This window comes from Klenkia soli, from assembly GCF_900103975.1.
GTDB lineage: Bacteria > Actinomycetota > Actinomycetes > Mycobacteriales > Geodermatophilaceae > Klenkia > Klenkia soli.
Genome location: NZ_FNIR01000005.1, coordinates 278330 through 301107, shown reverse-complemented (window position 1 = coordinate 301107; position 22778 = coordinate 278330). Strand labels below are relative to the sequence as shown.

The 22778-nt window shown below is 73.4% G+C and carries 21 protein-coding genes; 9 read left to right on the top strand and 12 right to left on the bottom strand.

Annotated features, from left to right (window positions below):
- Positions 1–9 precede the first annotated feature (9 nt).
- The 3 genes from BLS67_RS10020 (at position 10) to BLS67_RS10010 (ending at position 3414) form a co-directional block, all read left to right on the top strand.
- A complete protein-coding gene (locus BLS67_RS10020) occupies positions 10–447 on the top strand; it encodes a hypothetical protein (RefSeq protein ID WP_091244055.1) in 438 nt (145 codons plus the stop codon).
- Between the two features lie 186 nt (positions 448–633).
- Positions 634–2259 carry a chaperonin GroEL gene (gene groL / locus BLS67_RS10015; RefSeq protein ID WP_091244051.1) on the top strand — a complete coding sequence of 542 codons (1626 nt, stop codon included), beginning with the start codon at positions 634–636 and terminating at the stop codon, positions 2257–2259.
- Between the two features lie 150 nt (positions 2260–2409).
- A complete protein-coding gene (locus tag BLS67_RS10010; RefSeq protein WP_091244047.1) occupies positions 2410–3414 on the top strand; it encodes an iron-siderophore ABC transporter substrate-binding protein in 1005 nt (334 codons plus the stop codon).
- A 67-nt stretch (positions 3415–3481) separates the two neighbouring features.
- Here BLS67_RS10010 and BLS67_RS10005 read toward each other — a convergent pair whose 3' ends face one another.
- Both BLS67_RS10005 and BLS67_RS10000 read right to left on the bottom strand, forming a co-directional pair.
- Positions 3482–4477, bottom strand: a complete 996-nt coding sequence (locus tag BLS67_RS10005) for a Gfo/Idh/MocA family protein (protein ID WP_091244044.1) — start codon at positions 4475–4477, stop codon at positions 3482–3484.
- Positions 4474–4824: a bleomycin resistance protein gene (locus tag BLS67_RS10000; RefSeq protein ID WP_091244041.1), complete on the bottom strand. Its 351-nt coding sequence runs from the start codon at positions 4822–4824 to the stop codon at positions 4474–4476. The genes BLS67_RS10005 and BLS67_RS10000 overlap by 4 nt, the downstream gene beginning before the upstream one ends.
- A 17-nt stretch (positions 4825–4841) precedes the next feature.
- Here BLS67_RS10000 and BLS67_RS09995 point away from each other — a divergent pair, with 17 nt between their 5' ends.
- Positions 4842–5129: a DUF4031 domain-containing protein gene (locus BLS67_RS09995; protein ID WP_091244038.1), complete on the top strand. Its 288-nt coding sequence runs from the start codon at positions 4842–4844 to the stop codon at positions 5127–5129.
- Here the strand turns inward: BLS67_RS09995 and BLS67_RS09990 are convergent.
- Together BLS67_RS09990 and BLS67_RS09985 are read right to left on the bottom strand one after the other, a co-directional pair.
- Positions 5089–5709, bottom strand: a complete 621-nt coding sequence (locus BLS67_RS09990) for an HD domain-containing protein (RefSeq protein WP_091244035.1) — start codon at positions 5707–5709, stop codon at positions 5089–5091. The two genes, BLS67_RS09995 and BLS67_RS09990, sit on opposite strands and share 41 nt — an antisense overlap.
- Positions 5706–6974 carry an ArgE/DapE family deacylase gene (locus BLS67_RS09985; protein WP_207500462.1) on the bottom strand — a complete coding sequence of 423 codons (1269 nt, stop codon included), beginning with the start codon at positions 6972–6974 and terminating at the stop codon, positions 5706–5708. Before BLS67_RS09985 ends, BLS67_RS09990 begins: the two co-directional genes overlap by 4 nt.
- Positions 6975–7005: 31 nt before the next feature.
- Between BLS67_RS09985 and BLS67_RS09980 the strand changes: the two genes are divergently transcribed.
- A complete protein-coding gene (locus BLS67_RS09980) occupies positions 7006–7815 on the top strand; it encodes an LURP-one-related family protein (RefSeq protein ID WP_091244030.1) in 810 nt (269 codons plus the stop codon).
- A gap of 190 nt (positions 7816–8005) precedes the next feature.
- Here the strand turns inward: BLS67_RS09980 and BLS67_RS09975 are convergent, their stop codons facing one another.
- Positions 8006–9436 (bottom strand): glucose-6-phosphate dehydrogenase, encoded by a 1431-nt coding sequence (locus BLS67_RS09975; RefSeq protein ID WP_242653963.1) that lies wholly within the window; start codon positions 9434–9436, stop codon positions 8006–8008.
- A gap of 130 nt (positions 9437–9566) precedes the next feature.
- Between BLS67_RS09975 and BLS67_RS09970 the strand changes: the two genes are divergently transcribed.
- The 4 genes from BLS67_RS09970 to BLS67_RS09955 all read left to right on the top strand — a co-directional run bounded on the left by BLS67_RS09970 (position 9567) and on the right by BLS67_RS09955 (position 12600).
- The gene (locus BLS67_RS09970; RefSeq protein ID WP_091244024.1) at positions 9567–10112 is read left to right on the top strand and encodes a DUF7282 domain-containing protein; all 546 of its coding nucleotides are present in this window, start codon (positions 9567–9569) and stop codon (positions 10110–10112) included.
- A gap of 83 nt (positions 10113–10195) precedes the next feature.
- Positions 10196–11482, top strand: a complete 1287-nt coding sequence (locus tag BLS67_RS09965) for an MFS transporter (protein ID WP_091244020.1) — start codon at positions 10196–10198, stop codon at positions 11480–11482.
- Between the two features lie 19 nt (positions 11483–11501).
- Positions 11502–12101 (top strand): DapH/DapD/GlmU-related protein, encoded by a 600-nt coding sequence (locus tag BLS67_RS09960; RefSeq protein ID WP_165617539.1) that lies wholly within the window; start codon positions 11502–11504, stop codon positions 12099–12101.
- Between the two features lie 4 nt (positions 12102–12105).
- Positions 12106–12600, top strand: coding sequence for a cupin domain-containing protein (locus BLS67_RS09955; protein WP_242653962.1), 495 nt, complete (start codon positions 12106–12108; stop codon positions 12598–12600).
- Here BLS67_RS09955 and BLS67_RS09950 read toward each other — a convergent pair.
- From BLS67_RS09950 to BLS67_RS09920, 7 genes are all read right to left on the bottom strand, one after another.
- Positions 12597–14360, bottom strand: coding sequence for a DEAD/DEAH box helicase (locus BLS67_RS09950; protein WP_242653961.1), 1764 nt, complete (start codon positions 14358–14360; stop codon positions 12597–12599). The genes BLS67_RS09955 and BLS67_RS09950 overlap by 4 nt on opposite strands.
- 154 nt (positions 14361–14514) lie before the next feature.
- Positions 14515–15285: an amino acid ABC transporter ATP-binding protein gene (locus BLS67_RS09945; protein ID WP_479723812.1), complete on the bottom strand. Its 771-nt coding sequence runs from the start codon at positions 15283–15285 to the stop codon at positions 14515–14517.
- Positions 15282–16229: an amino acid ABC transporter permease gene (locus BLS67_RS09940; RefSeq protein WP_242653960.1), complete on the bottom strand. Its 948-nt coding sequence runs from the start codon at positions 16227–16229 to the stop codon at positions 15282–15284. The genes BLS67_RS09945 and BLS67_RS09940 overlap by 4 nt, the downstream gene beginning before the upstream one ends.
- A gap of 7 nt (positions 16230–16236) precedes the next feature.
- On the bottom strand, positions 16237–17166 hold the full coding sequence (locus BLS67_RS09935) for an ABC transporter substrate-binding protein (protein WP_091244010.1): 930 nt from the start codon (positions 17164–17166) through the stop codon (positions 16237–16239).
- 98 nt (positions 17167–17264) lie between these two features.
- The gene (locus tag BLS67_RS09930) at positions 17265–18950 is read right to left on the bottom strand and encodes a DNA repair helicase XPB (RefSeq protein ID WP_091244008.1); all 1686 of its coding nucleotides are present in this window, start codon (positions 18948–18950) and stop codon (positions 17265–17267) included.
- A gap of 148 nt (positions 18951–19098) precedes the next feature.
- On the bottom strand, positions 19099–20382 hold the full coding sequence (locus BLS67_RS09925; RefSeq protein ID WP_091244004.1) for an SAM-dependent methyltransferase: 1284 nt from the start codon (positions 20380–20382) through the stop codon (positions 19099–19101).
- A 110-nt stretch (positions 20383–20492) separates the two neighbouring features.
- A complete protein-coding gene (locus BLS67_RS09920) occupies positions 20493–22733 on the bottom strand; it encodes a helicase C-terminal domain-containing protein (RefSeq protein ID WP_091244001.1) in 2241 nt (746 codons plus the stop codon).
- Between the last annotated feature and the right edge of the window lie 45 nt (positions 22734–22778).

Genomic DNA, 22778 nt, shown 5'->3' with positions numbered 1-22778 from the left:
TGCGGGGGGATGGCCACCGCGGAGCGACCGCCGCCCCGACCGCGCTCCTGGGCGCCGGCGCTCCTGGTCGGCCACGTCGTGCTGGGCGCCGGGGCCGCCGCGGTGTCGCTGGTGCTGCTGGCCCTGGGCGCCGACGAGGAGTGGCCGGGCCACCGGGTGGTGGGGGTGGTCGTCGGGTTGCTGGTCGTGGGCGCGGCGGGCCGCCGGCACGGCCCGCGGCCGCAGGCCCGGGGCGGTCGGTGGGCAGCGGTGGCCGGGCTCGTCGTCCTCGGGGTGTGGGTGTGGTCAGCGGTGTGGCTGGCCGGGTTGTCCGGCCCGACGGCCCCGCTGCTGGCCGTCCTGCCGCTCTACCTGTGGCCGTTCGCGCTGCTGGCCGTGGTGGCCGCCGGGGTGGTCGCGTGCCTGGACCTGGCCGTGGGGGAGGTGCTGCACCGGCGGCGGGGGTGACCCCCGTTCTTGCACTCGCCGGGGTCGAGTGCCAGACTCGGACTGGCACTCGGGGTATCCGAGTGCCAACCAGGTCGGACCGGTGAGGTACCGGCGCGTGGGCCGCAGGAGCGTCCACGGCGCGGGTGCCGTCCGTCGCGGGCGCCGCCCGACCAGCAGCGAGCCACGCATGGAGGACACCACCACATGGCCAAGATGATCGCCTTCGACGAAGAGGCCCGCCGCGGCCTCGAGCGGGGCATGAACACCCTCGCCGACGCCGTCAAGGTCACCCTCGGCCCCAAGGGCCGCAACGTCGTGCTGGAGAAGAAGTGGGGTGCCCCCACCATCACCAACGACGGTGTGAGCATCGCCAAGGAGATCGAGCTCGAGGACCCCTACGAGAAGATCGGGGCCGAGCTCGTCAAGGAGGTCGCGAAGAAGACCGACGACGTCGCGGGTGACGGCACCACCACCGCCACCGTGCTCGCCCAGGCCCTCGTCCGCGAGGGGCTGCGCAACGTCGCCGCCGGCGCGAACCCGATGGCCCTGAAGAAGGGCATCGAGAAGGCCGTCGCCGCCGTCTCCGACTACCTGCTCTCGACCGCCAAGGACGTGGAGACCAAGGAGCAGATCGCTGCCACCGCCTCCATCTCCGCTGCTGACCCGGCCATCGGCGAGCTCATCGCCGAGGCGATGGACAAGGTCGGCAAGGAAGGCGTCATCACCGTCGAGGAGAGCAACACCTTCGGCCTCGAGCTCGAGCTCACCGAGGGCATGCGCTTCGACAAGGGCTACACCTCGCCCTACTTCGTGACCGACACCGAGCGCATGGAGGCCGTCCTCGACGACCCGTACGTGCTCGTCGTCAACTCGAAGATCAGCTCGGTCAAGGACCTGCTGCCGCTGCTGGAGAAGGTCATGCAGAGCGGCAAGCCGCTGCTGATCATCTCCGAGGACGTCGAGGGCGAGGCCCTCGCGACCCTGGTGGTCAACAAGATCCGCGGCACGTTCAAGTCCGCCGCCGTCAAGGCGCCCGGCTTCGGCGACCGCCGCAAGGCCATGCTCGGCGACATCGCCATCCTCACCGGTGGCCAGGTCATCTCCGAGGAGGTCGGCCTCAAGCTGGAGAACGCCGGCGTCGACCTGCTGGGCCGCGCCCGCAAGGTCGTCGTCACCAAGGACGAGACCACCATCGTCGAGGGTGCCGGCGACCAGGACCAGATCGCCGGTCGGGTCAACCAGATCCGCGCCGAGATCGAGAAGTCCGACTCCGACTACGACCGCGAGAAGCTCCAGGAGCGCCTGGCCAAGCTCGCCGGTGGCGTCGCCGTCATCAAGGCCGGTGCCGCGACCGAGGTCGAGCTCAAGGAGCGCAAGCACCGCATCGAGGACGCCGTCCGCAACGCGAAGGCCGCCGTCGAGGAGGGCATCGTCGCCGGGGGTGGCGTCGCCCTGGCGCAGGCCAGCTCCGTCTTCGAGAAGCTCGAGCTGACCGGCGACGAGGCCACCGGGGCGAACATCGTCCGCGTGGCGCTCGAGGCCCCGCTGAAGCAGATCGCCGTCAACGCCGGCCTCGAGGGCGGCGTCGTGGCGGAGAAGGTGCGCAACTCCGAGATCGGCTGGGGCCTGAACGCTGCCTCGGGCGAGTACGTCGACCTGGTCGCCGCCGGCATCATCGACCCGGCCAAGGTCACCCGCTCGGCGCTGCAGAACGCCGCCTCCATCGCGGCGCTCTTCCTCACCACCGAGGCCGTCATCGCCGACAAGCCGGAGAAGTCCGCGCCGGCGATGCCGGGTGGCGACGGCGGCATGGGCGGCATGGACTTCTGAGTCCGGCCGTCGGCGTCAGCTGACACCTGCACCACCCGGACGGGCGGTCTTCGCGAGGAGGCCGCCCGTTCGGCGTTCCACCCCTGCGCGGCGCGGGAATAGGGCAGGCTAACCTCATCTGGACGCTTCCGTTCCAGCTCTGGAGTCCCCATGCGCCGCCCCCTGGCCGCTCTCGCGACCACTGCCCTCGCCCTGACCCTCGCCGCGTGCGGCGGGTCCGACGACACCCGCGACGCCGCGCCGTCCTCGTCCGCCGGCGACGGCGCCTTCCCGGTCAGCATCGAGAACCGGTTCGGCACCACGGAGATCCCCGCGCAGCCCGAGCGCATCGTGACCGTCGGCTTCAACGACGCCGACTTCGTGCTGGCCCTCGGCGGCACGCTGGTCGGCGAGCGCGAGCTGATCGGCGACTACGACGCGACCCAGCGCCCGTGGGCGCAGGACGTCCTGCCCGACGAGGCCGTCCCGACCGTCGGCAGCGACGAGCTCAACCTCGAGGCGATCGCCGCCCTGCAGCCCGACCTGATCGTGGGCGTCTACTCCTTCATCACCGAGGACGTCTACGACCAGCTGAGCGCGATCGCCCCGACGCTGGCCCAGACCGACGACTACGCAGACGGCGCCACCCCGTGGCAGGAGCAGACCCTGCTCACCGGCCGCGCCCTGGGCGTCGAGGACGACGCGCAGGCGTTGGTCGACGACGTCGAAGGCCGGTTCTCCCAGGCCGTCACGGACAACCCGGACTTCGCCGGCCAGGACATCGCGGTCGACCTGACCGGTCTCGGCGGCTCGGGCCACTACCTGCTGGGGCAGGACGACCTGCGCACCCAGTTCTTCTCCGACCTCGGCTTCACCGTGCCCGAGACCAGCCAGGAGCTCTCTGCCGAGCGGCTGGACCTGCTCGACGCCGACGTCCTGGTGGAGAACGGCTACGACCAGGCCGCCCTGGACGCCGACACCCTCCTGGCCGGCCTCGACGTCGTCACCGAGGACCGCACGGTGCTGCTGGGCCAGTACTCCAGCGCGATCTCGGCCGCTCTGGGCTTCGGCAGCCCGCTGTCGCTGCCCTACCTGCTCGACCAGCTGGTCGACCCGCTGGCCGCCGCAGCCGACGGCGACCCGGCCACGGTCGTGGAGCAGCCCACCGCCGCCTGACGTCCGGCACCCTCGGCACAGGAACCTCTGCACCCTCTCGCGCGTCGCAGAGGGGGTGCAGAGGTTCCTATGCCTCTGCGGGGGCTTCGGCGAAGGCGACGCCGAGCTGGCCCGCCGCCTCCTCCAGCACGCGCATGACGGCGAGGGTGTCGGCCAGCGGCATCACCGCCGACTCGCCGCGGCCGGCGAGCACGCCCTCGTGCACCTCGGCGATCTCGTGGCTGTAGCCGGTGCCGGTGGCCGGCCGGGTGATCTCCTCCGGCTCGGCGCCGGCCCGGTGCAGCACGATCGTGGCCGGGTGGTGGAACCGCGGCAGGACGTCGATCCAGCCCTCGGTGCCGAACACCCGCGCCTGGCCGGGCAGGGCGTTGCGCAGCGAGGTCAGCAGGGTGGCCGCCCGCCCGTCGGCGTAGCCGAGCAGCAGCGCGGCCTCGGCGTCCACCCCGGTCGGGAAGGTCGAGCCGGTCGCGGTCACGGTGTCGGGGGCACCGAGCAGCAGCTGGGCGAAGCTCACCACGTACACGCCGAGGTCCAGCAGCGCGCCGCCGCCGAGCTCGTGGGCGAACAACCGGTCGGCGGGGTCGAACTCGCGGGCCACCCCGAGGTCGGCCTGCACGCTGCGCACCTCGCCGATCGCGCCGTCGGCGACCAGCCGGCGCAGCTCGACCACGGCGGGCTGGAAGCGGGTCCACATCGCCTCCATGACGAACACCCCGGCGGCGCGGGCGGCGGCCACGACCTCCTCCGCCCCGGCGACGGTCGCGGTGAACGACTTCTCGACCAGCAGGTGCTTGCCGGTGGCGATCGCGTCCAGGGCCACGGCGTGGTGCTGCGGGTGCGGGGTGGCCAGGTACAGGACGTCGACGTCGGGGTCGGCCACCAGGTCGGCGTAGGAGCCGTGCGCGGTGCCGATGCCGTGCCGGTCGGCGAACGCCCGTGCCCGGTCGGTGGACCGGGACCCGACGGCGGTCACCTCCGCGCCGGCCACGTGCTCGAAGTCGCGCACGACGTTCTCGGCGATGCGACCGGGTCCGACGATGCCCCAGCGGGTCGTTGTGCTCACCGGGTCGACGGTAGCGGCGACCCGAAGCGCAGCAGGTTGCCGTCGGGGTCGATGTGCCAGCCCTCGCGGATGCCGTAGTCGGTGTCCACCGGTTCGCCGGTGCGGGGGACGTCGGCCCAACGGCGGGCCAGGTCGTCGGCGTCGGGCACGTGCAGGAAGACGGCGGACGCCGTCCGCAGCGGGTCGTGGTCGGCGACCACCGACAGGTGCAGCTCCACGCCGGCCAGGGCGGCGAATCCGTAGGTGACGTCGTGCCGGCTCACCGTGCAACCCAGCGCGGCGTAGTGCGCCAGTGCCCGGTCCAGGTCGGTCACCGGCAGGATCGGGCACGCCCGGGCATCGGTCATGCTGCGACGATGACACGGTGGCGCTGCTGATCGACACCCCTGTCTGGCCCTGGCGGGGACGGCTGTGGTCGCACCTGGTCAGCGACACCTCCTACGACGAGCTGCACGCCTTCGTCGAGGCCGAGCTCGGCATCCCGCGGCGGGCGTTCCAGGGCGACCACTACGACGTGCCCGAGGAGCTCCACGAGGTGGCGGTCGCCGCGGGTGCGGAGTCGGTGTCCTGCCGGGAGCTGCTGTCTCGGCTGCTGGCCGCGGGCCTTCGTCTCAGGAAGCCCGGGCGCGGAGGAGCTCCAGCTCGGCCGTGAGGTTGGCCCGGGCCGGCGCGGTCCACGGCTGCGCGGTCGGCGTGCGGAACAGCGCGGGCAGGGCCAGCAACGACTCCAGGACGGCGGTGCGACCCGCGGTGAAGGTGGCGTCGTCCAGGTGCCCGTACTCGGCCCGCACCGCCGAGGCGTAGGCCGCGTAGGCCGCCGGCGGCGAGGCCAGCACCGCGAGGTCGGCGTCGCAGAGCACGGCGCCGTCGGCGTCGTCGTCGGCCGGGTCGTGCCCGGCGGTCAGCCGCACCAGCCGGGCCACCTCGGCCAGCCGGTCGTCGGGCACCAGCCCGCGCAGGCCGACCTCGGCCCGCTGCGCGCTGACCTCCTCGTTGTCCGAGGCGGTGGGGTCGTAGGCGACGTCGTGGTACCAGGCGGCCAGCGCCACCGCGGTCGGGTCGGCGGCGTGCCCGGCCAGCTCACCGGCCAGCCCGAGGACGGCGGCCAGGTGCGCCAGGTCGTGGTAGCTGCGGTGCGGTTCGGCCCAGGCGGCCACGACGGCGGCCCACTCGGTGCGGGCGGTGGGGGAGTCCTGCGTCAGGGCGGCGAAGTCCTCGTACCGGACGGTCATGCCTCCACCGTGCACTGCCGCAGCGCGGTCAGCGCGAGCACCCGGGCCACGTGCACCACGTCGGCCACCGGCACCTGCTCGCGCGGGGCGTGCGCCAGCGCCAGGTCGCCGGGGCCGAAGTGCAGCGTGGGCACCCCGGCAGCGGCGTAGAGCCGCAGGTCGGTGCCGGCCGGCACGTACCGCTGCGCCGGGCGGGCGCGCCCCAGGTCGACGACGGCGTCCTGGACGGCGGGCAGCATCGCTGAACCCTCGGGCAGCCGACCGCTGGCGAAGCTGCCGCCCACCCACTCGACCCGGGCCGGGTGGTCGGCCAGCCAGTCGTGCCCGGCGCAGAACCCGGCGACCGCGGCCTCCAGGGCGGCCCGCGCGGTCTCGACCGGCTCGTCGACCTGCACCCCGAACCGGCCCTCGGCGACCAGCCGGTCGGGGACGGTGGAGGACCAGTCGCCGGCGTGGAGGGTGCCGATCGAGATCCCGTAGGGCAACCGGGTGCCCAGGAAGCGGTCGACGTCCCGCTGCCGGGAGGCCTCGAAGGACCGCAGCGCCGCGTGCAGCTCCGCCCACAGCTCGACCGTGCTGACCCCCTGGTCGCGCATGGCGCCGTGGGCGGCCAGCCCGGTGAGGGTGATCCGGAAGGTCAGGGCGCCGGCGTTGGCGGTCATCACCGCCCCGGCGGTCGGCTCGGGGATGATGCAGGCCGCCCCGCGGTGCCCCCGCCGGAGGGTGGCCCAGGCCCCCAGGCCGCCGTCCTCCTCGCCGACCACGCTGTGCACCGCCAGCGGCCGGGCCAGCCGGACGCCGGAGCCGGCCACCGCCCGGGCCGCGGCGAGCGCGGCGACCAGGCCGCCCTTCATGTCGCAGGTGCCCCGGCCGTGCAGCACGCCGCCCTCGAGGCGAGGGGCGAAAGGGTCGCCCGGCCACAGCGCCCGATCACCGGCGGGGACGACGTCGGTGTGCCCGCAGAGCACCAGCCCGGGTTCCCCCGAGCCGGTGCCGACGGTGCCCACCACGCCCACGGCCTCCTCGCGGACCACCTCCTGCCCGGGGGCGTCGGGTGCGGTGACCGCGTCGACCAGGTCGACGTCCCAGACGTCGGTGTCGGCGCCCATGCCGCGCAGCCAGCCGGCCACCAGGTGCTGGGCGTCGGACTCGGCGGGGGTGCCGCCCACCGAGGGGACGGCGACCAGCTCGCGCAGCCGGGCCAGCAGCCACGGCTCGTCGACGGCGTCGAGGACGCGCAGCTCGGCGTCGGTCAGGTGGGCCACGGACCCAGTCTGGCGCACTAGGTTGCACGGCATGTCTTCTCCGCCGCCCCCGCCGGGCTGGTACCCCGACCCCGCCGGCACCCCCGCCAGCCGGTGGTGGGACGGGCAGAACTGGACCGACCACCTCCAGCAGCCCCAGCAGGCACCGCCGCCGCAGCAGCAGTACGCCGCGCAGCCCCAGTACGCGCCGCAGCAGCCCCAGTACGCCCCGCAGCAGCAGTACACCCCGCACCAGCAGGGCCGGTCGGTCCTGCTGGAGCAGGCGGTCCTCGTCGTGCAGCAGAAGGCGAAGCTGATCGAGCTGACGAACGAGTACGCCGTGTTCGACGGCGGCGGCCAGCAGCTGGGCGCCGTCGTCGAGGTGGGGCAGTCGGCGGCGAAGAAGGCGCTGCGGTTCGTCTCCTCGATCGACCAGTTCCTGACCCACAAGCTCGAGGTGCGCGACGCCACCGGGGTCGTCCTGGTGCTGACCCGCCCGGCCAAGCTGGTGAAGTCCCGCGTGCAGGTGGCGCGGGCCTCCGGCGAGCCGGTCGGCGAGATCGTGCAGGCCAACGTGTTCGGCAAGATCCGCTTCGACCTCGTGGTGGGCGGGCAGCTGGTCGGCGCGATCCAGGCCGAGAACTGGCGGGCCTGGAACTTCGCGGTCACCGACCACACGGGTCAGGAGATCGCGCGGATCACCAAGACCTGGGAGGGCCTGGCCAAGACGCTGTTCACCACGGCCGACAACTACGCCGTGCAGGTGCACCGCCGGCTCGAGGAGCCGCTGGCCTCGCTGGTGCTGGCCAGCGCGCTGACGGTGGACACGGCGCTGAAGCAGGACGACCGCGGCTTCGGGTGAGGCGTACGGTGGTCCCCGTCCGGGCCGGGCGATCTGTGTCCCCGGGCTCCACTGGATAACTGCCGCCGGGGAATACCGCTCTCACGAGGCTGGAGCCCCGGATGCGCAACTCGCCGCGAGGCGACCAGCGTCCGGCTCGGACCCCACGCACGACGAAGGCCCCTCCCGCCGGGGAGGGGCCTTCCTCGCATCACTCGTCCGTCTGGCCCAGCAGCCAGCCGCAGGGGGCGGCCAGCTCGTTGGCCGCCGTCGGTCCCCAGGAACCGGCCGCGTAGGGCTGCACCTCGGGCCGGTCGTCCAGCAGCGGCTCGACCGCGGCCCACGCCTTGGACAGCCCGGCGCTCGTGGTGAACAGCGACCGGTCACCGGTGACGACGTCGTGGATCAGCGAGACGTAGGGCGGCAGCGGCGTGCCGCCCTCGATGTCGGCCAGGTCGAGCGAGGTCGTGGTCTGGGTCAGCTCCAGCGACGGGCCGGGCTTCTTGGCCACGAACTGCAGGTCCAGCGAGCCGGCACCGGACAGCGACAGGGAGACCACGTTGCCGTGCCCGGGCACGTGGGTCACCGGGCCGTCGGGCTTGCGCAGCAGCAGCGACACGCGCTGCTCGGAGGCGGCCAGCTTCTTGCCGGTGCGGAGCAGGAACGGGACGCCGTGCCACCGGTCGGTGTCGACCCAGAGCCGGGCGGCCACGAAGGTGTCCGTGGTGGAGTCCGACGGCACGCCCTCGATGTCGGTGTAGCCGTCGAACTGGCCCAGGACGACGTCCTCCTTCGCCAGCGGCCGGAACGCGGCGAGCACCGACTCGCGGGCGTCCTGCAGGGCCTCGGGGGACAGGTCGACCGGGGGCTCCATGGCGACCTCGGCGGCGACCTGGAACAGGTGGGTGACCAGCATGTCCAGCGTGGCGCCGGTGGCGTCGTAGAACTCGGCGCGCTGGGCGACGTCCAGGGTCTCGGGGACGTCGATCTGCACCTGCTGCACGTGCTCGCGGTCCCAGACGTGCTCGAAGAGGCCGTTGGCGAAGCGCAGCACGTGGAGGTCCTGGGTGCCCTCCTTGCCCAGGAAGTGGTCGATGCGGAAGACCTGCTCCTCGTCGAGCACCGAGAGCACCAGCTCGTCGAGCTCGCGGAAGGACTCCGGGCTGGTGCCGTAGGGCTTCTCGTAGACCACCCGCGAGCCCTCGGTCAGCCCGTGCTCCTGCAGCCCCTTGGTGAGCTTCTCGAACGCCGAGGGCGGGACGGCGAGGTAGTGCACGTGCTGGGGGTCGCCGCCCATCTCCGCCTTCGTCTCCTCGAGCACGTCGAGCAGGCTGCCGGGGTCGGTCTCGTCGAACCCGCCACCGGCGAAGCGCAGGTTCTTCACGAAGTCGTCCCAGGGGCCCTCGTCGGGGTGCGGGCCGAACTCGGCCAGCGCGTCGTGCACCCGGCCCTGGAAGTCCTCGTGCGACACGTCGCCGCGGCCGTTGCCGACCAGCCGCCACTCAGGGGGCAGCAGGCCGTACTGGGCCAGCTGGTAGAAGGCCGGCAGCACCATGCGCCGGGCGAGGTCACCGGTGGCCCCGTAGAGCACGAAGATGGTGGGGGGCAGGTCGCTGTCGGTCGTGGTCCCGTTCTCGGGCACGGTGTTCCTCTCGTCGGTGGTTCTCCCGCGGGTGCATGCCCCGCCGACCTGGACGTACGCCTGTGAATCCGGATGAGTCCGCTCACTGCTTGCCGTGTGCAACCCGGGGGCGGTGGGCAACGGGCGGCGCATGACCCCACGACGCCTGCTGATCGCCCTCCCCGCCACCGCCGCCCTGGTCGCGCTGACCGCCTGCGGCTCCGACGACGACGTCACCGGCACCGTGACGTCGGGCAGCGCGGGGTCCACCACCGGCGGGGCCTCGTCGTCGTCGCCGAACGCCGCCGGCGGCGGCATCTCCGCCGCGGCCGCGCTCCAGCTCGAGGACCAGTCCGGCGACGGCGGCAGCGTGCAGGTGGCCTCGGTGACCGCGCCGGAGGCCGGCTTCGTCGTCGTCACCCTCGACGACGACGACCAGCCCGGCGACGACCAGGTGCTCGGCTCGGCCGAGGTGCCCGCCGGCACCACGACCGACGTCGTGGTCGACCTGGACACCCCGGTCCCGGCGGCGACCGGCGACGACGACGGCACGGAGATCACCGCGACCCTGTACGCCGACACCGACGGCGACGGCAGCTGGTCGGCCGGGGACGTCGCCGTCCCCGAGCCCCAGGACGACGGGGACGACGACGACACCGACGTGGTCGACGACGACGCGGAGTACCGCCTCGGCTGATCCCTGTGCGTGCTCGGTGAGCGCGCTGGGACCGTGATCGCTACCGTGACGCAGGTCCCAGCGCTGCACCGAACGGGAGAACCGTGACCACGACCGCAGCACCAGAGACCCAGCACAAGCTGCCGATCAAGACCCTGGTCTCGGCCAGCATCGGCAACGCGGTCGAGTGGTTCGACTGGACGGTCTACGCGACCTTCGTCGTGTACTTCGCCGGTCAGTTCTTCCCCAGCGACAACGCCGCGCTGGCGCTGATCGGGGCCACCTCGACCTATGCGCTGGCCTTCTTCTTCCGCCCGCTGGGCGGCTACGTGCTGGGCCGGTTCGCCGACCTCAAGGGCCGCAAGGCCGGCATGCTGGTGACCATCCTGCTGATGGCCGGGGGGTCGCTGGTCATCGCGGTGCTGCCGACCTACGACGCGGTGGGCTGGCTGGCCCCGGTCCTGCTGCTGCTGGCCCGCATCGCGCAGGGCATGAGCCTGGGCGGCGAGGTCAGCAACGCCTCGGCGTACCTGGCCGAGATCGCCCCGCCCGCGCGGCGCGGGCGCTACTCCGCCTTCTTCTACATCTCCACCGGCACCGCGCTGCTGGCCGCCTCGCTGATGGGCGTGCTGCTGACCAGCGTGCTGGACGAGGCCCAGCTGCAGGCCTACGGCTGGCGGATCGCCTTCGCGGTCGGCGGCCTGCTCGGGTTCGTCGGCATGTGGCTGCGCCGCTCGTTGGTCGAGACCGACCAGTTCGAGGAGAACGCCGCCAAGGCGCGGGCGACGAAGAACCCGCTCATGCAGACCATCCGGCACCACCCGCGGGCGGTGCTGCAGCTGTGCGCGTTCACGCTGCTGTCGACGCTGTCGTACTACACGTTCTTCAGCGCGCTGACGCCGTTCGCCATCAACTTCCGCGGCGCCGACGGCAACGACGTCTTCATCGCCCTCTCGATCGGCACGGCGCTGTTCGTCGCGCTCTGCTACCCGTTCGGCGCGCTGTCGGACCGGGTCGGGCGCAAGCCGCAGATGCTGGTGTGGTCCGGGGCCACGGCGGTGCTGGTCATCCCGCTGTCGTTCCTGGTGCAGGACAACCTGTTCTCCCTGGCCGTCGTGTTCAGCGTGGGCCTGGGTCTCTACGCGATGATGGCCTCGCTGGCGCCGGCGGTGATGAGCGAGCTGTTCCCGACCGAGCTGCGGGCCACCGGCATCGGTTCCTGGTACAACCTCACGGTCGCGCTGTTCGGCGGCACGGCGCCGTTGGTGATCACGGCGCTCTCCGACGCGGGGCACCCGGTGTTCTTCTTCGTCTACGTCGCCGTGGCCGCCGCGATCGCGTTCGGCGTCATCCTCACGCTCAAGGAGACCAAGGGCACCGAGCTGAGGTGACGTGGGGGAGGGTGACCGGGTGACCTCCCGGGTGGCCGTGTGGGCCGGCGTCCTCCTGACCTCCCCGTTGTGGGCGGTGGTCGAGCGCGCCGAGGCCGGCCCCTACCTGCGCCGGGACGCCGAGCGGTTCGTCGACTGCCTGCCCCGGCCGGGGTGGGCGGTGCTGTCGCCGCGCGCCCGGTTCGGTCAACTCGTGCTGCACCACCCCGAGTTCCGCTCGGTCGTGCACTACCGGCTGGCCCCGCTGCCCGCCGTGCTCCGCTGGCTGCTGCGGCGCGCCTACCCGCCGCTGCCCACCCTGCACATCGGAGCGCCCCACGTGGGCCCGGGTCTGTTCGTCGAGCACGGTTTCGCGACGGTGCTGACGGCGTCCTCGGTGGGGGCCGACTGCTGGGTCAACCAGGGCGTCACCGTCGGCCACACCGGCCGCGGCCAACCGGTGATCGGCGACCGCGTGCGGCTGGGCGCCGGTGCGGTGGTCGTGGGTCCGGTCCGGGTCGGCGACGGGGCCGTGGTGGGCGCGGGTGCCGTGGTGCGCACCGACGTCGCGGCCGGCGCGGTCGTCGTGCCCCCGGAGGCGGTCCGGCTCGACGGGCGGGGGCCGGCGGGGGCAAGGTGAGGGCGTGACCGACGACGTCGTCCGCAGTCCCAGCGGGGTCCTCGTACCCGCCTCGATCGACCCCTTCCACCGGGTGCTGCACCACGTCGCGCCGTCCGGTCTGGTGGGGGGCACAGCGCAGACGGCCGGCATGCGCCGGCGCGAGGCGATCAGCGGCGCGACGGTCGGCGCGCGCAACCTCTGGATGGGCCAGACGCACGTGCCCGGGTCCACGAACTCCGGCAACCACCACCACGGTGCGTCCGAGACCGCCATCTACGTCGTCTCGGGCACCCCGCGCTTCGTCTTCCTCGACGTCGAGGGCGACGAGCCGGTCGAACGCGTCGTGCAGACCGCACCCGGCGACTACGTCTTCGTGCCGCCGTGGGTGCCGCACCGCGAGGAGAACCCCGACCCCGAGGTCGAGGCGGTCGTCGTCATCGCCCGCACCACCCAGGAGGCGGTCGTGGTCAACCTCGCCGGCCTCGACTGGTCCGAGGTGCAGCTCCCTCCGGGCTAGAGCATCGTGCGGAGGCGCTCCCGGCGCATGCGCAGGACGTCGACCGATGCGCTGGCCGACGGGGGACCGGGCACCGACTGGCGCAGCTGGGTGTGCACCACCGCGTGCGGGGTGGAGGTCTTCGCCGAGACCCGCGACACCAGCCGGTTGATCTCGCGGCGGAGGTCGGCCGCGTCGCGCCAGCCGTTGGTCTCGTGCTCGTCGGGGTGGTCCTCGACGACCATGAACTCGTCGGTGTCGGCCCGGTGGCTGGCCGCGATCCGGATGCGCAGCTCGTCGTCCCGCTTGCTGAGCAGCTCGGCGGTCTGCTCGGGGGTGAGCAGGCCGGGGATGCCGACGAAGTCCTCCTCGTCGGGGGCCAGCGCCGGCCGGTTGCCCGCGCCGGTGTGCGCGGTGCCGCCGTGCAGCACGTGCGCGAAGCGCGCGTCGGCCTCCAGGGCCTCCCACTTCTGCAGCTCGCCCTCGCGGGGCTCGCGCTCGGGCAGGTCGAGCTGCTCGAGGTCCTCCTCGGTCTTCCGCGGCGGCGGCATGACGTGGTTGCGCTGCTCCTCCATCGTCGCGGCCAGCGCCAGCAGCGGCCGGACGGCGGGCAGGAAGACCGTCGCCGACTCCTGCGGGTCGCGGGCGCGGACGACGCGGCCGACGGCCTGGGCGAAGAACAACGGCGTGCGGTAGCTGGTCATCCAGGCCAGGACGGCGGCCCGCGGGATGTCGACGCCCTCGGAGACCATGCGCACGCAGACGGCGATCCGGGCCGACCCGGTGGCGAACCGCTCGATCTTCTTCGACGCCTTGGGGTCGTCGGAGAGGATCAGCTCGGGTGCCTTGCCCGTGATCCGGCGGACGATCTTGGCGTAGGCGCGGGCGTCGTCCTGGTCGGAGGCGAGCACCAGCCCGGCGGCGTCGGGCATGCCGTGCTCGCGCAGGTGGGTGATGCGCTCGTCCATGGCGGCGATGACGTGCGGCACCCACTGGCCCTTGGGGTCCAGCACGGTGCGCCAGGCGGCCATCTCGACGCTCTTGGTGCCGGCCTCGGTCAGGGAGGCGGCGACCACCTCGCCGGCGGAGTTCCGCCAGCGGGCGGTGCCGGTGTAGGCGGCGAACACCACGGGCCGGACGACGCTGTCGGCCAGCGCCTCCTTGTAGCCGTAGGTGTAGTCGGCGCGCGAGGCGAGACCCACGCCGCGCTCGCCGTCGTCGGCCTCGAAGACGTCCTCCTCGTAGCGCACGAAGGGGATCCGCTCGTCGGCCTTGGTGCGGAAGGGCGTACCGGTCAGGCACACCCGGCGGCGCGCGCTGCCGAAGGCCTCGGCGACCGCCTCGCCCCACGACAGGCCGTCGCCGGCGTGGTGGATCTCGTCGAGGATGACCAGCGTCTTGACCGTGGTGGACCGGGCGGCGTGCAGCATCGGCTTGCCGGCGACCTGGGCGTAGGTGGTCACGTAGCCCTGGGTGCCCGCGCGGACCGGGCCGACGGCGTTGGTCAGGCCGGGGTCGAGCACGATGCCGGCGCGGTCGGCGGCGTCGGCCCACTGCAGGCGCAGGTGGTCGGTCGGGGCGACGACGACGATGCGGGCGATCTCGCGGCGCTGCAGCAGCCGGGCGGCCAGGGTCAGGGCGAAGGTGGTCTTGCCGGCGCCGGGGGTCGCGGTGACCAGGAAGTCCTTCGGGGACTCCTCCTCGTAGCGCTCGAGCGCCTCCTGCTGCCAGGCCCGGAGAGGGCGTGCGCCGGCTGCGTAGACGGGTGCGGGGGAGGCCATGGCGTCGTCCATCTTGACCCGTCCCGAGGCGACACGCCCAGCCCGGGTTGCCCTTCGCCTGCCGGCGGATGTCGTGTAGTGCACCGGCCGGCAGGCCGCTGAGCAGGGCTTCCTCGTGGAGCCGCCGATGATCTGTGGCGAGGGTCTCGCCGGGTCAGAGCACCTTGGACAGGAAGGCGCGGGTGCGCTCGTGCTGGGGGTCGGTGAGCACCTGCTTGGGGTCGCCGGCCTCGACCACGACGCCGTCGTCCATGAAGACCAGGGTGTCGCCGACCTCGCGGGCGAAGCCCATCTCGTGGGTCACCACGACCATCGTCATGCCGTCGGTGGCCAGCCCGCGCATCACGTCGAGCACCTCGCCGACGAGCTCGGGGTCCAGCGCCGAGGTGGGCTCGTCGAAGAGCATCAGCCGGGGCTCCATGGCCAGCGCCCGGGCGATGGCCACCCGCTGCTGCTGCCCGCCGGAGAGCTGGGCGGGGTAGTTGTGCGCCCGGTCGCCGAGCCCGACCCGCTCGAGCAGCTCGACGCCGCGCTGGCGGGCCGCGGCCTTGGCGGTGCGGCGGACCCGCATCGGTGCCTCGACCACGTTCTCCAGCGCCGTCATGTGCGGGAAGAGGTTGAACCGCTGGAACACCATGCCGATGTCGCGGCGCTGGGCGGCGACCTCGCGGTCACGCAGCTCGTGCAGCACCCCGCCCTTCTCGCGGTAGCCCACCAGGTGCCCGTCGACCGACAACCGACCGGAGTCGATCTTCTCCAGGTGGTTGATGCAGCGCAGGAAGGTCGACTTGCCCGACCCGGACGGGCCGATCACGCACATGACCTCGCCCGGACGGACGGCTAGGTCGATGCCCTTGAGCACCTCGGTGCGGCCGAAGCTCTTGCGCACCTGCTCGGCCTGCACCATCAACCGGTCGTCGCTCACGCCGTGCCCACCTGGTCCGCTCGGCGGGCGGCCCGCTGGGCGCGGGTCTCCCGGTTGCCCACGCCCCGGCTGAACCGGCGCTCGAGGAAGTACTGCCCGGCCATGAGCACGCTGCTCAGCGCGACGTACCAGAGGATCGAGGCCACGGCGAGCGGGATGACCTGGAAGGTGCGGCTGCCGATCGCCCGCAGCTGGAAGTTCAGCTCGCTGGTCACCGGGACGGCGATCAGCAGCGAGGTGTCCTTGAGCATCGCGATCGTCTCGTTGCCCGTGGGCGGGATGATCACCCGCATCGCCTGCGGCAGCACGATGCGTCGCATGATCTGGCCGCGGCCCATGCCCAGCGCCGCCGCCGCCTCGGTCTGGCCCGGGTCGACCGACTGGATGCCGGCCCGCACGATCTCGGCCATGTAGGCGGCCTCCGACAGCGTCAGCCCGATCAGGCCGGCGAGGAAGCCCTTGAAGATCTGGTTGCCGTCCAGGCTGAGGAACCGCAGGTCGGCGGAGAAGCCGAACAGGTCCATCAGCTGGGTGTCGAACGGGAAGCCGATGTCGTAGGTGGCGTAGAGCGCGCCGAGGCTCGCCACGAAGAACAGCAGGACGAGGCGGGGGATGGCCCGGAAGAACCAGACGTAGGCCCAGGAGACACCCGACAGCACGGGGTTCGGCGACAGCCGCAGCACGGCGATCACCACCCCGAGCAGCACGCCGAGGACCATGGCCAGGATCGTCATGATCACCGTGGTGCGGGCACCGGTGAGCACCGGGTCGCTGAACATGTTGTCGACCATGAACTGCCACTGGAACACCGGGTTGGTGACCAGCATGTGCACGAACATGGCCACCAGCACCGCGATGACCGCGGCGCCGACCCAGCGCCCCGGGTGCCGCACCGGCACCGCCCTGATCCGTTCCGGGGGCGTCCCCCGCCCGTCCTCGCTCACCGGCTGATCAGCTGACCTGCGGGTTCACGGTGGGGTCGTCGATGGCACCGGCCTCGACGCCCCACTTCTGCAGCACCTCGTCGTAGCTGCCGTCGTCGATCAGCGACTGGACGGCGTCGGCGATGGCCTGCGCGAACTCGGTCTCGGCCTGCGGGACGACGTAGCCGTAGGGGGCGGAGTCGTAGATGTCGCCGGCCAGCTCGAGCTGCCCGTTGGTCTGGGAGACCGCGTAGGCGATGACCGGGGAGTCGGCCAGCCCGGCGTCGTCCTTGCCCGAGACCACGGCGGCGGTGGCGTCGGCCTGCGACTCGTACTGGTCGATGGTGATCTCGGGCTTGCCGGCGTCGGTGCAGGCCTGGGAGCGCGCGGTGACGTCGTCGACCTGCACCGTGCCGGTCTGCACGGCGACGCTCTTGCCGCAGGCGTCGTCGGGGTCGACGTCCTCGGGGTTGCCGCTCTTGACGGCCCACTGCGTGCCGGCCGAGAAGTAGCTGACCATGGTGACCTGGGCCAGCCGGTCGGGGTTGATCGTGAACGAGGAGACGCCGACCTCGTACTTGCCGGAGTCGACGCCGGCGATGATCGAGTCGAACGACGCGGTCTGGAAGTCGACCTCCAGGCCGAGCTTCTGGGCGACCAGGGTGAACAGGTCGACGTCGAAGCCCTCGATGGTCGTGCCGTCGGCGGCCAGGAACTCGCTGGGCGCGTAGGTGCTGTCGGTGCCGATCGTGATCGTGCCGTCCTCGGCGATGGCCTCGGGGACCTGGGCGGCGAGCGCCTCGTCAGCGGAGACGGAGGGCAGGGTCGCGGAGGCCGCGGCGCCCGGTGCATCGCTCCCCTCGTCGGAGGAACCGCCGCAGGCCGTGAGGCCCAGCGCGACGGTGCCGGCGGCGGCGACCAGGGCGAACGAGCGGCGGACGGTGTGGCGCTGGGGCACGGATGGGTCTCCTTCGTCGGGGTGCAGCCCCAGGATCTTGCACCGCGTGCGTTTCCGGCACGAAACGGAGCGCCCGGATCGTTGTCGAACCGGGACGCTCAGTCGGCGGTCGGCTCCACCCAGTCGGGGCCGTTGACCTCGCCGCGGCCGGCCAGGTCGGCGGCGTCGACGATCGTGTACGCGTAGCCCTGCTCGGCGAGGAACCGCTGCCGGTGCGCGGCGTACTCGCTGTCCAGGGTGTCGCGGCTGACCACGGTGTAGAAGTGCGCGGTGCGGCCGTCGGCCTTCGGCCGCAGCACCCGACCCAGCCGCTGGGCCTCCTCCTGGCGGGACCCGAAGGTGCCCGACACCTGGACGGCGACGGCGGCCTCGGGCAGGTCGATGGAGAAGTTCGCGACCTTGGAGACCACCAGCGTCTTGATCTCGCCGGTGCGGAAGGCGGCGAACAGCCGCTCGCGCTCCTTGTTCGTGGTCGAGCCCTGGATGACCGGGGAGTCGAGCGCGGTGCCCAGCTCCTCGAGCTGGTCGAGGTAGGCGCCGATGACCAGCTTCTGCTCCTCGGGGTGCCGCTCGAGGATGCGGCGGATGACCGGCATCTTCGACTGGGCCGTCGCGGCGATCTTGTAGCGCTCCTCGGGCTCGGCGACCGCGTAGGTCATGCGCTCCTCGTCGTCGAGGGCCACCCGGACCTCGATGCACTCGGCCGGGGCGATGTAGCCCTGCGCCTCGATGTCCCGCCAGGGGGCGTCGTAGCGCTTGGGCCCGATGAGGGAGAAGACGTCGTCCTCGCGTCCGTCCTCGCGCACGAGCGTGGCGGTGAGGCCCAGCCGGCGACGGGACTGCAGGTCGGCGGTCAGCCGGAAGATCGGGGCGGGCAGCAGGTGCACCTCGTCGTAGACGATCAGGCCCCAGTCCTGGGCGTCGAAGAGGTCGAGGTGCCGGTACTCGCCCTTCCGGCGGGTGGTGATCACCTGGTAGGTCGCGATGGTGACCGGGCGGATCTCCTTGCGCTCGCCGGAGTACTCGCCGATCTCGTCCTCGGTCAGCGTGGTGCGGGCGATGAGCTCGCGCTTCCACTGCCGCCCGGCGACGGTGTTGGTGACCAGGATCAGCGTGGTCGCCTTGGCCTCGGCCATCGCCGCGGCGCCGACCAGGGTCTTGCCGGCCCCGCAGGGCAGGACGACGACGCCCGACCCGCCGGCCCAGAAGCCGTCGACGGCCTCCTGCTGGTAGTCGCGCAGGTGCCAGTCGGCCTGGTCGAGCTCGATCGGGTGCGCCTGGCCGTCGACGTAGCCGGCGAGGTCCTCGGCCGGCCAGCCCACCTTCAGCAGCGCCTGCTTGAGCCGCCCGCGCTCGGAGGCGTGCACCTGGATGGTGTCGTCGTCGATGCGGGCACCCAGCATCGGGGCGACCTTCTTGCTGCGGGCGACCTCGGTGAGCACGGCGCGGTCGGTGGTGGTGAGCACCAGGCCGTGCACCGGGTTGTTGGCCAGGGTCAGCCGGCCGAACCGGTCCATGGTGTCGGCCACGTCGACCAGCAGGGCGTGCGGCACCGGGTAGCGGCTGAACCGCACCAGGGCGTCGACCACCTGCTCGGCGTCGTGCCCGGCGGCGCGCGCGTTCCACAGCGCCAGCGGGGTGACCCGGTAGGTGTGCACGTGCTCGGGGCTGCGCTCCAGCTCGGCGAACGGCGCGATCGCGGCCCGGCACTCCTTGCTCTGCGGGTGGTCGACCTCCAGCAGCAGGGTCTTGTCGGACTGCACGATCAGGGGTCCGTCGCTCACAGCTCTCCTCCGCGTCGGGTCATCGAGAAGGTAACCGCGCGCACCGACAGGACCTTCCATGCAGGTGGGTTCCGGGGTTGCCGCCCCCTCTGATGCGGGGGAGAGGGCGGGAACCCCGGAACCGGGGACGGCGCCGGACGCCGCAGGCTCAGACCCAGGCGGTGCGGCGCAGCGGGGGCTGCTCGCCGCCGGGCTTCACCGCGAGCACCTGGTCCACCCCCATCGAGCCGCCCTCGAAGGCCAGTGCGCAGGCGGCCATGTACAGCCGCCACACCCGCGCCCGGCCCTCGGTGCTGGCTGCGACGGCGTCGTCCCAGTGCTCCTCGAGGCGCTGCACCCAGGCCCGCAGGGTCAGCGCGTAGTGCCGGCGCAGCGCCTCGACGTCGACGACCTCCAGGCCGCCGGCCTCGATGGCTCCGACCATCTCGTGCAGCCCCAGCAGCTCGCCGTCGGGGAAGACGTAGCGGGCGATGAAGCTGGTGTCGTCCCAGGTGGTCTCGCCGGCGTTCCAGGCGATCGCGTGGTTGAGCAGCCGGCCGCCCGGTCGCAGCAGGCCGACCAGCTGGTCGACGTAGTCGCCGAGCCGGGCGCGGCCCACGTGCTCGGCCATGCCGATGGAGCTGATCGCGTCGAAGGGGCCGTCGTCGACCTCGCGGTAGTCCTGCACCCGGATCTCGACCTTGTCGGTCAGCCCGGCCTCGGCCACCCGCTTGCGGGCCAGCGTGGCCTGCTCCTCGGAGATGGTGATGCCGACGACGTCGGCGCCGTAGCGACCGGCGGCGTGGATGGCCATCGAGCCCCAGCCGCAGCCGACGTCGAGCAGCCGGTCGCCCTCGTGCAGCCCCAGCTTGCGGCAGACCAGGTCGAGCTTGGCCTCCTGGGCGGCGTCCAGCCCGACGTCGGGGGTGTCCCAGACCGCGCAGCTGTAGACCATCGAGGGACCCAGGACCAGCTCGTAGAAGTCGTTGCCGACGTCGTAGTGGTGGGCGATCGCCGCGGCGTCCCGTCGGCGGGAGTGCCGCAGGCCGTGCCGGCCCAGGTCGGCCTCCTCGGCCGGGGGCGCCGGGTCGGTGCCCAGCCCGCCCAGGCCGGCCACCGTGCGGAGCAGGGTCAGCCGCTCGGCGGTGGTGACCGGGCGCATCGGCCCCGTCTCGGCCAGCCGTCCGGCGGAGCTCAACGCCGCGAAGGTCTCGAAGACGTCGTCCTCGACGTCGATGTCGCCGGCCACGTAGGCGCGGCCCAGGCCCAGCTGGCCGGGGGACCACAGCAGCCGGCGCAGGGCCCGCCGGTTCCGGACCGCGATGACCGGGGCGCCGGGCGGACCGGTCACCGAGCCGTCCCACCCGCGCAGCCGCACCGGCAGCTCCGCGCTCCCCAGGACGGTGCCCAGCACCGTCGCCAACCGGTCCGCGACCGTCCGTCCGCCTGCCATGTCCGCACCACCTGTGGAACTCGTTGTTCAACCCAACGACCTGCACAAGTCGATCACCCCGCCGGGCATTCCGGGAGGGGCAGCCATGGTGGTCCTCGCCACCACGCAGGTCAACCGGTCGGGCCGTCCACCAGCTCGACCGACGTGATCCGGTGGACGGCGAAGGTGCGCTGCTCGCCGCGGCCCTCGTCGAACCCGGACAGGAAGCCGCCGCCCAGGGTCAGCGGCTGCACCGTGCGCCGGCTGCCGGAGCCCTGCGCGTCCACGTAGCCCAACCACACGGGCAGCTGCTCGCGCACCGCCCGGGACAGCAGCTCCAGCGTGCTCGCCGTCGTCACGCCCGGGACCTGCCGGGCCGGGTCGGTGCGGCGGGCGGCGAGGGCGGCGTCCCCGGCCCGGATCTCGCGCACGGTCGCCTCGACCTCCTCGGCCCCCAGCGGTCGCGGTCCGGTCGCCGGTCGGCTGCCCGGCCGCGCCGTCGCCCGGGGGCGCCCAGCGGGCCGGGTGAGGACGGCGCCGCCGGCGGACTCGCCGGCGGGGGCGTAGCCGGAGGAGCGCAGGACGGCGAGCACCTCGTCGGCCGGCAGCCCGCTGACCAGGACGCCGGGGGCCAGCCGCCGCAGCTCGGCGCCGGCCGTGCGCCGGTCCGACAGCACCTGGGAGAGCAGGCCGTGGTCGTCGCTGCGCACGTAGCTCTCGATCGCCCCCACCCGCAGCCGGCCGTGCTGGCGGGCGACGTCGTCGACGAGGTAGTCCAACGCCTGCGGCACCGGGGTGCGGGAGGCGCGGGCGAAGAAGTCGTGCAGCTCGGCCGCCGACCACCCCGAGTCCAGCGCCCGCCGGACGCTGCCCTCGCTGACCCGGAACACCGTGGCGCCACCGGAGGACTCGACGTCGGCGACCGTGGCCAGGGTGCGGGCCAGCTCGGCGACCAGCGGGCCGGGCGCGACCAGGGACAGGTCGGGCTGGGCCAGCACGTGGTCGACCGGTTCGGGCAGCAGGCCGCGCATGCCGTCGGCGGCGCCCTCCTCGCCGCCGGTCAGCAGGCCGCGACCGCCGGAGGACAGCCGGCCCTCGACCACGATGCCCAGCCGTTCGGCCTCGGCGACCAGGGCCGGCACGAGCACGAACCGGTCGCTGCGGCGGGGGCTCTGCCAGCGCAGCAGGGCCAGCAGGTCGTCGGTGCTCAGCCCCAGGCCGGGTCGCAGCTCGCCCAGGGTGGTCAGCACCGAGCGCCGCACCGCCGGGACGGTGTGCCGGACGACGTCCGGCGACAGCACGTTCACCGCCTTGCCCGCCGGGTCCCGCTGCCCGACCAGCGCGATCAGCCGCAGCGAGTCCAGCCACGACGCGGCCAGCAGTGCCCACCGCTCGGGCAGCGCCTGCTCGCGCCAGGTGTCGTAGCCGCGACTGGGCAACCACTCGTCGCGGTGCGGACCACCCAGGTCCAGCAACCCGGCGGCGTGGGCCACCTCGATGTGGAAGGCGACCGCCGCCTCGTCCACCTTCAACGCCTTGGCCAGCCGCTTCTGGTCGCGGATCGCCATGCCCCCGCTGCGGAGCAGGCCGGCGGGGTCCTCTTCGAGCGCCGTGAGCAGCTCGCCGACCCGGCCGACGCTCTCCAGCGCCGCCCCGGCCCCGCGCCGGTCGGTGATCTCCGGGTCGCGGTACACCGTCGGCGGCTCGGGCCGGACCCGGGACGGGCCGTAGGGCCGGTCGCCCCGCAGGGCCAGGCCGTACTGCCGGGGCAGCTCGACGGTGGCGGCGTCGACCCGGGTGAGCAGCCCGCGCTGCAGCAGCCGGCGGGCAGGTCCGGCGGGGGAGGTGCCGCGGTTGTCCACCGGCAGCCGGCCCACCGGGTTGTCCCCGGCCAGGGTCTCGAGCACCGCCCGCTCCTCCTCGTCGGCGGTGGCGAGGTCGTCCTCGACGTCGGCCGGGGGAGGGGTGCGCGGCCGGCCCAGCCCGGCGGGGTGCCGGACGGCGCGGCGCACCGGCTCCGGTGCGTGCACGACGTCGTCCCCCCACAGCAGGGCGCGGGCGGTGAGCAGCTCGAGGCCGTCCTCGACCGGCGCCCCGGGCAGGGCAGCCACGAGCTCGGCGCGGGTCAGCCCGTCCCCGGGGGCCAGCAGGACGACGTCGAGCACCTGCAGGGTCGCGGCGTCCAGCTCGTCCAGGGCGCGGTCGACCGAGACGGGGACGGCCAGGCGGGTGGCCAGCCCCACGACGTCCGAGGGTGCCGGTCGGGCGACGTCCGGGCGGAGCGCCAGCAGGGCACCCAGCTGCTCGTCGGTGCGGGTGCGCAACCACGCGGCCAGCGTGGCCGGCGCCGTCGTCCCCTCGGTGGTGGCCATCGGGACAACGCTACGTGCGTCCGGTCGCCCCGGCCTGGCATGGTC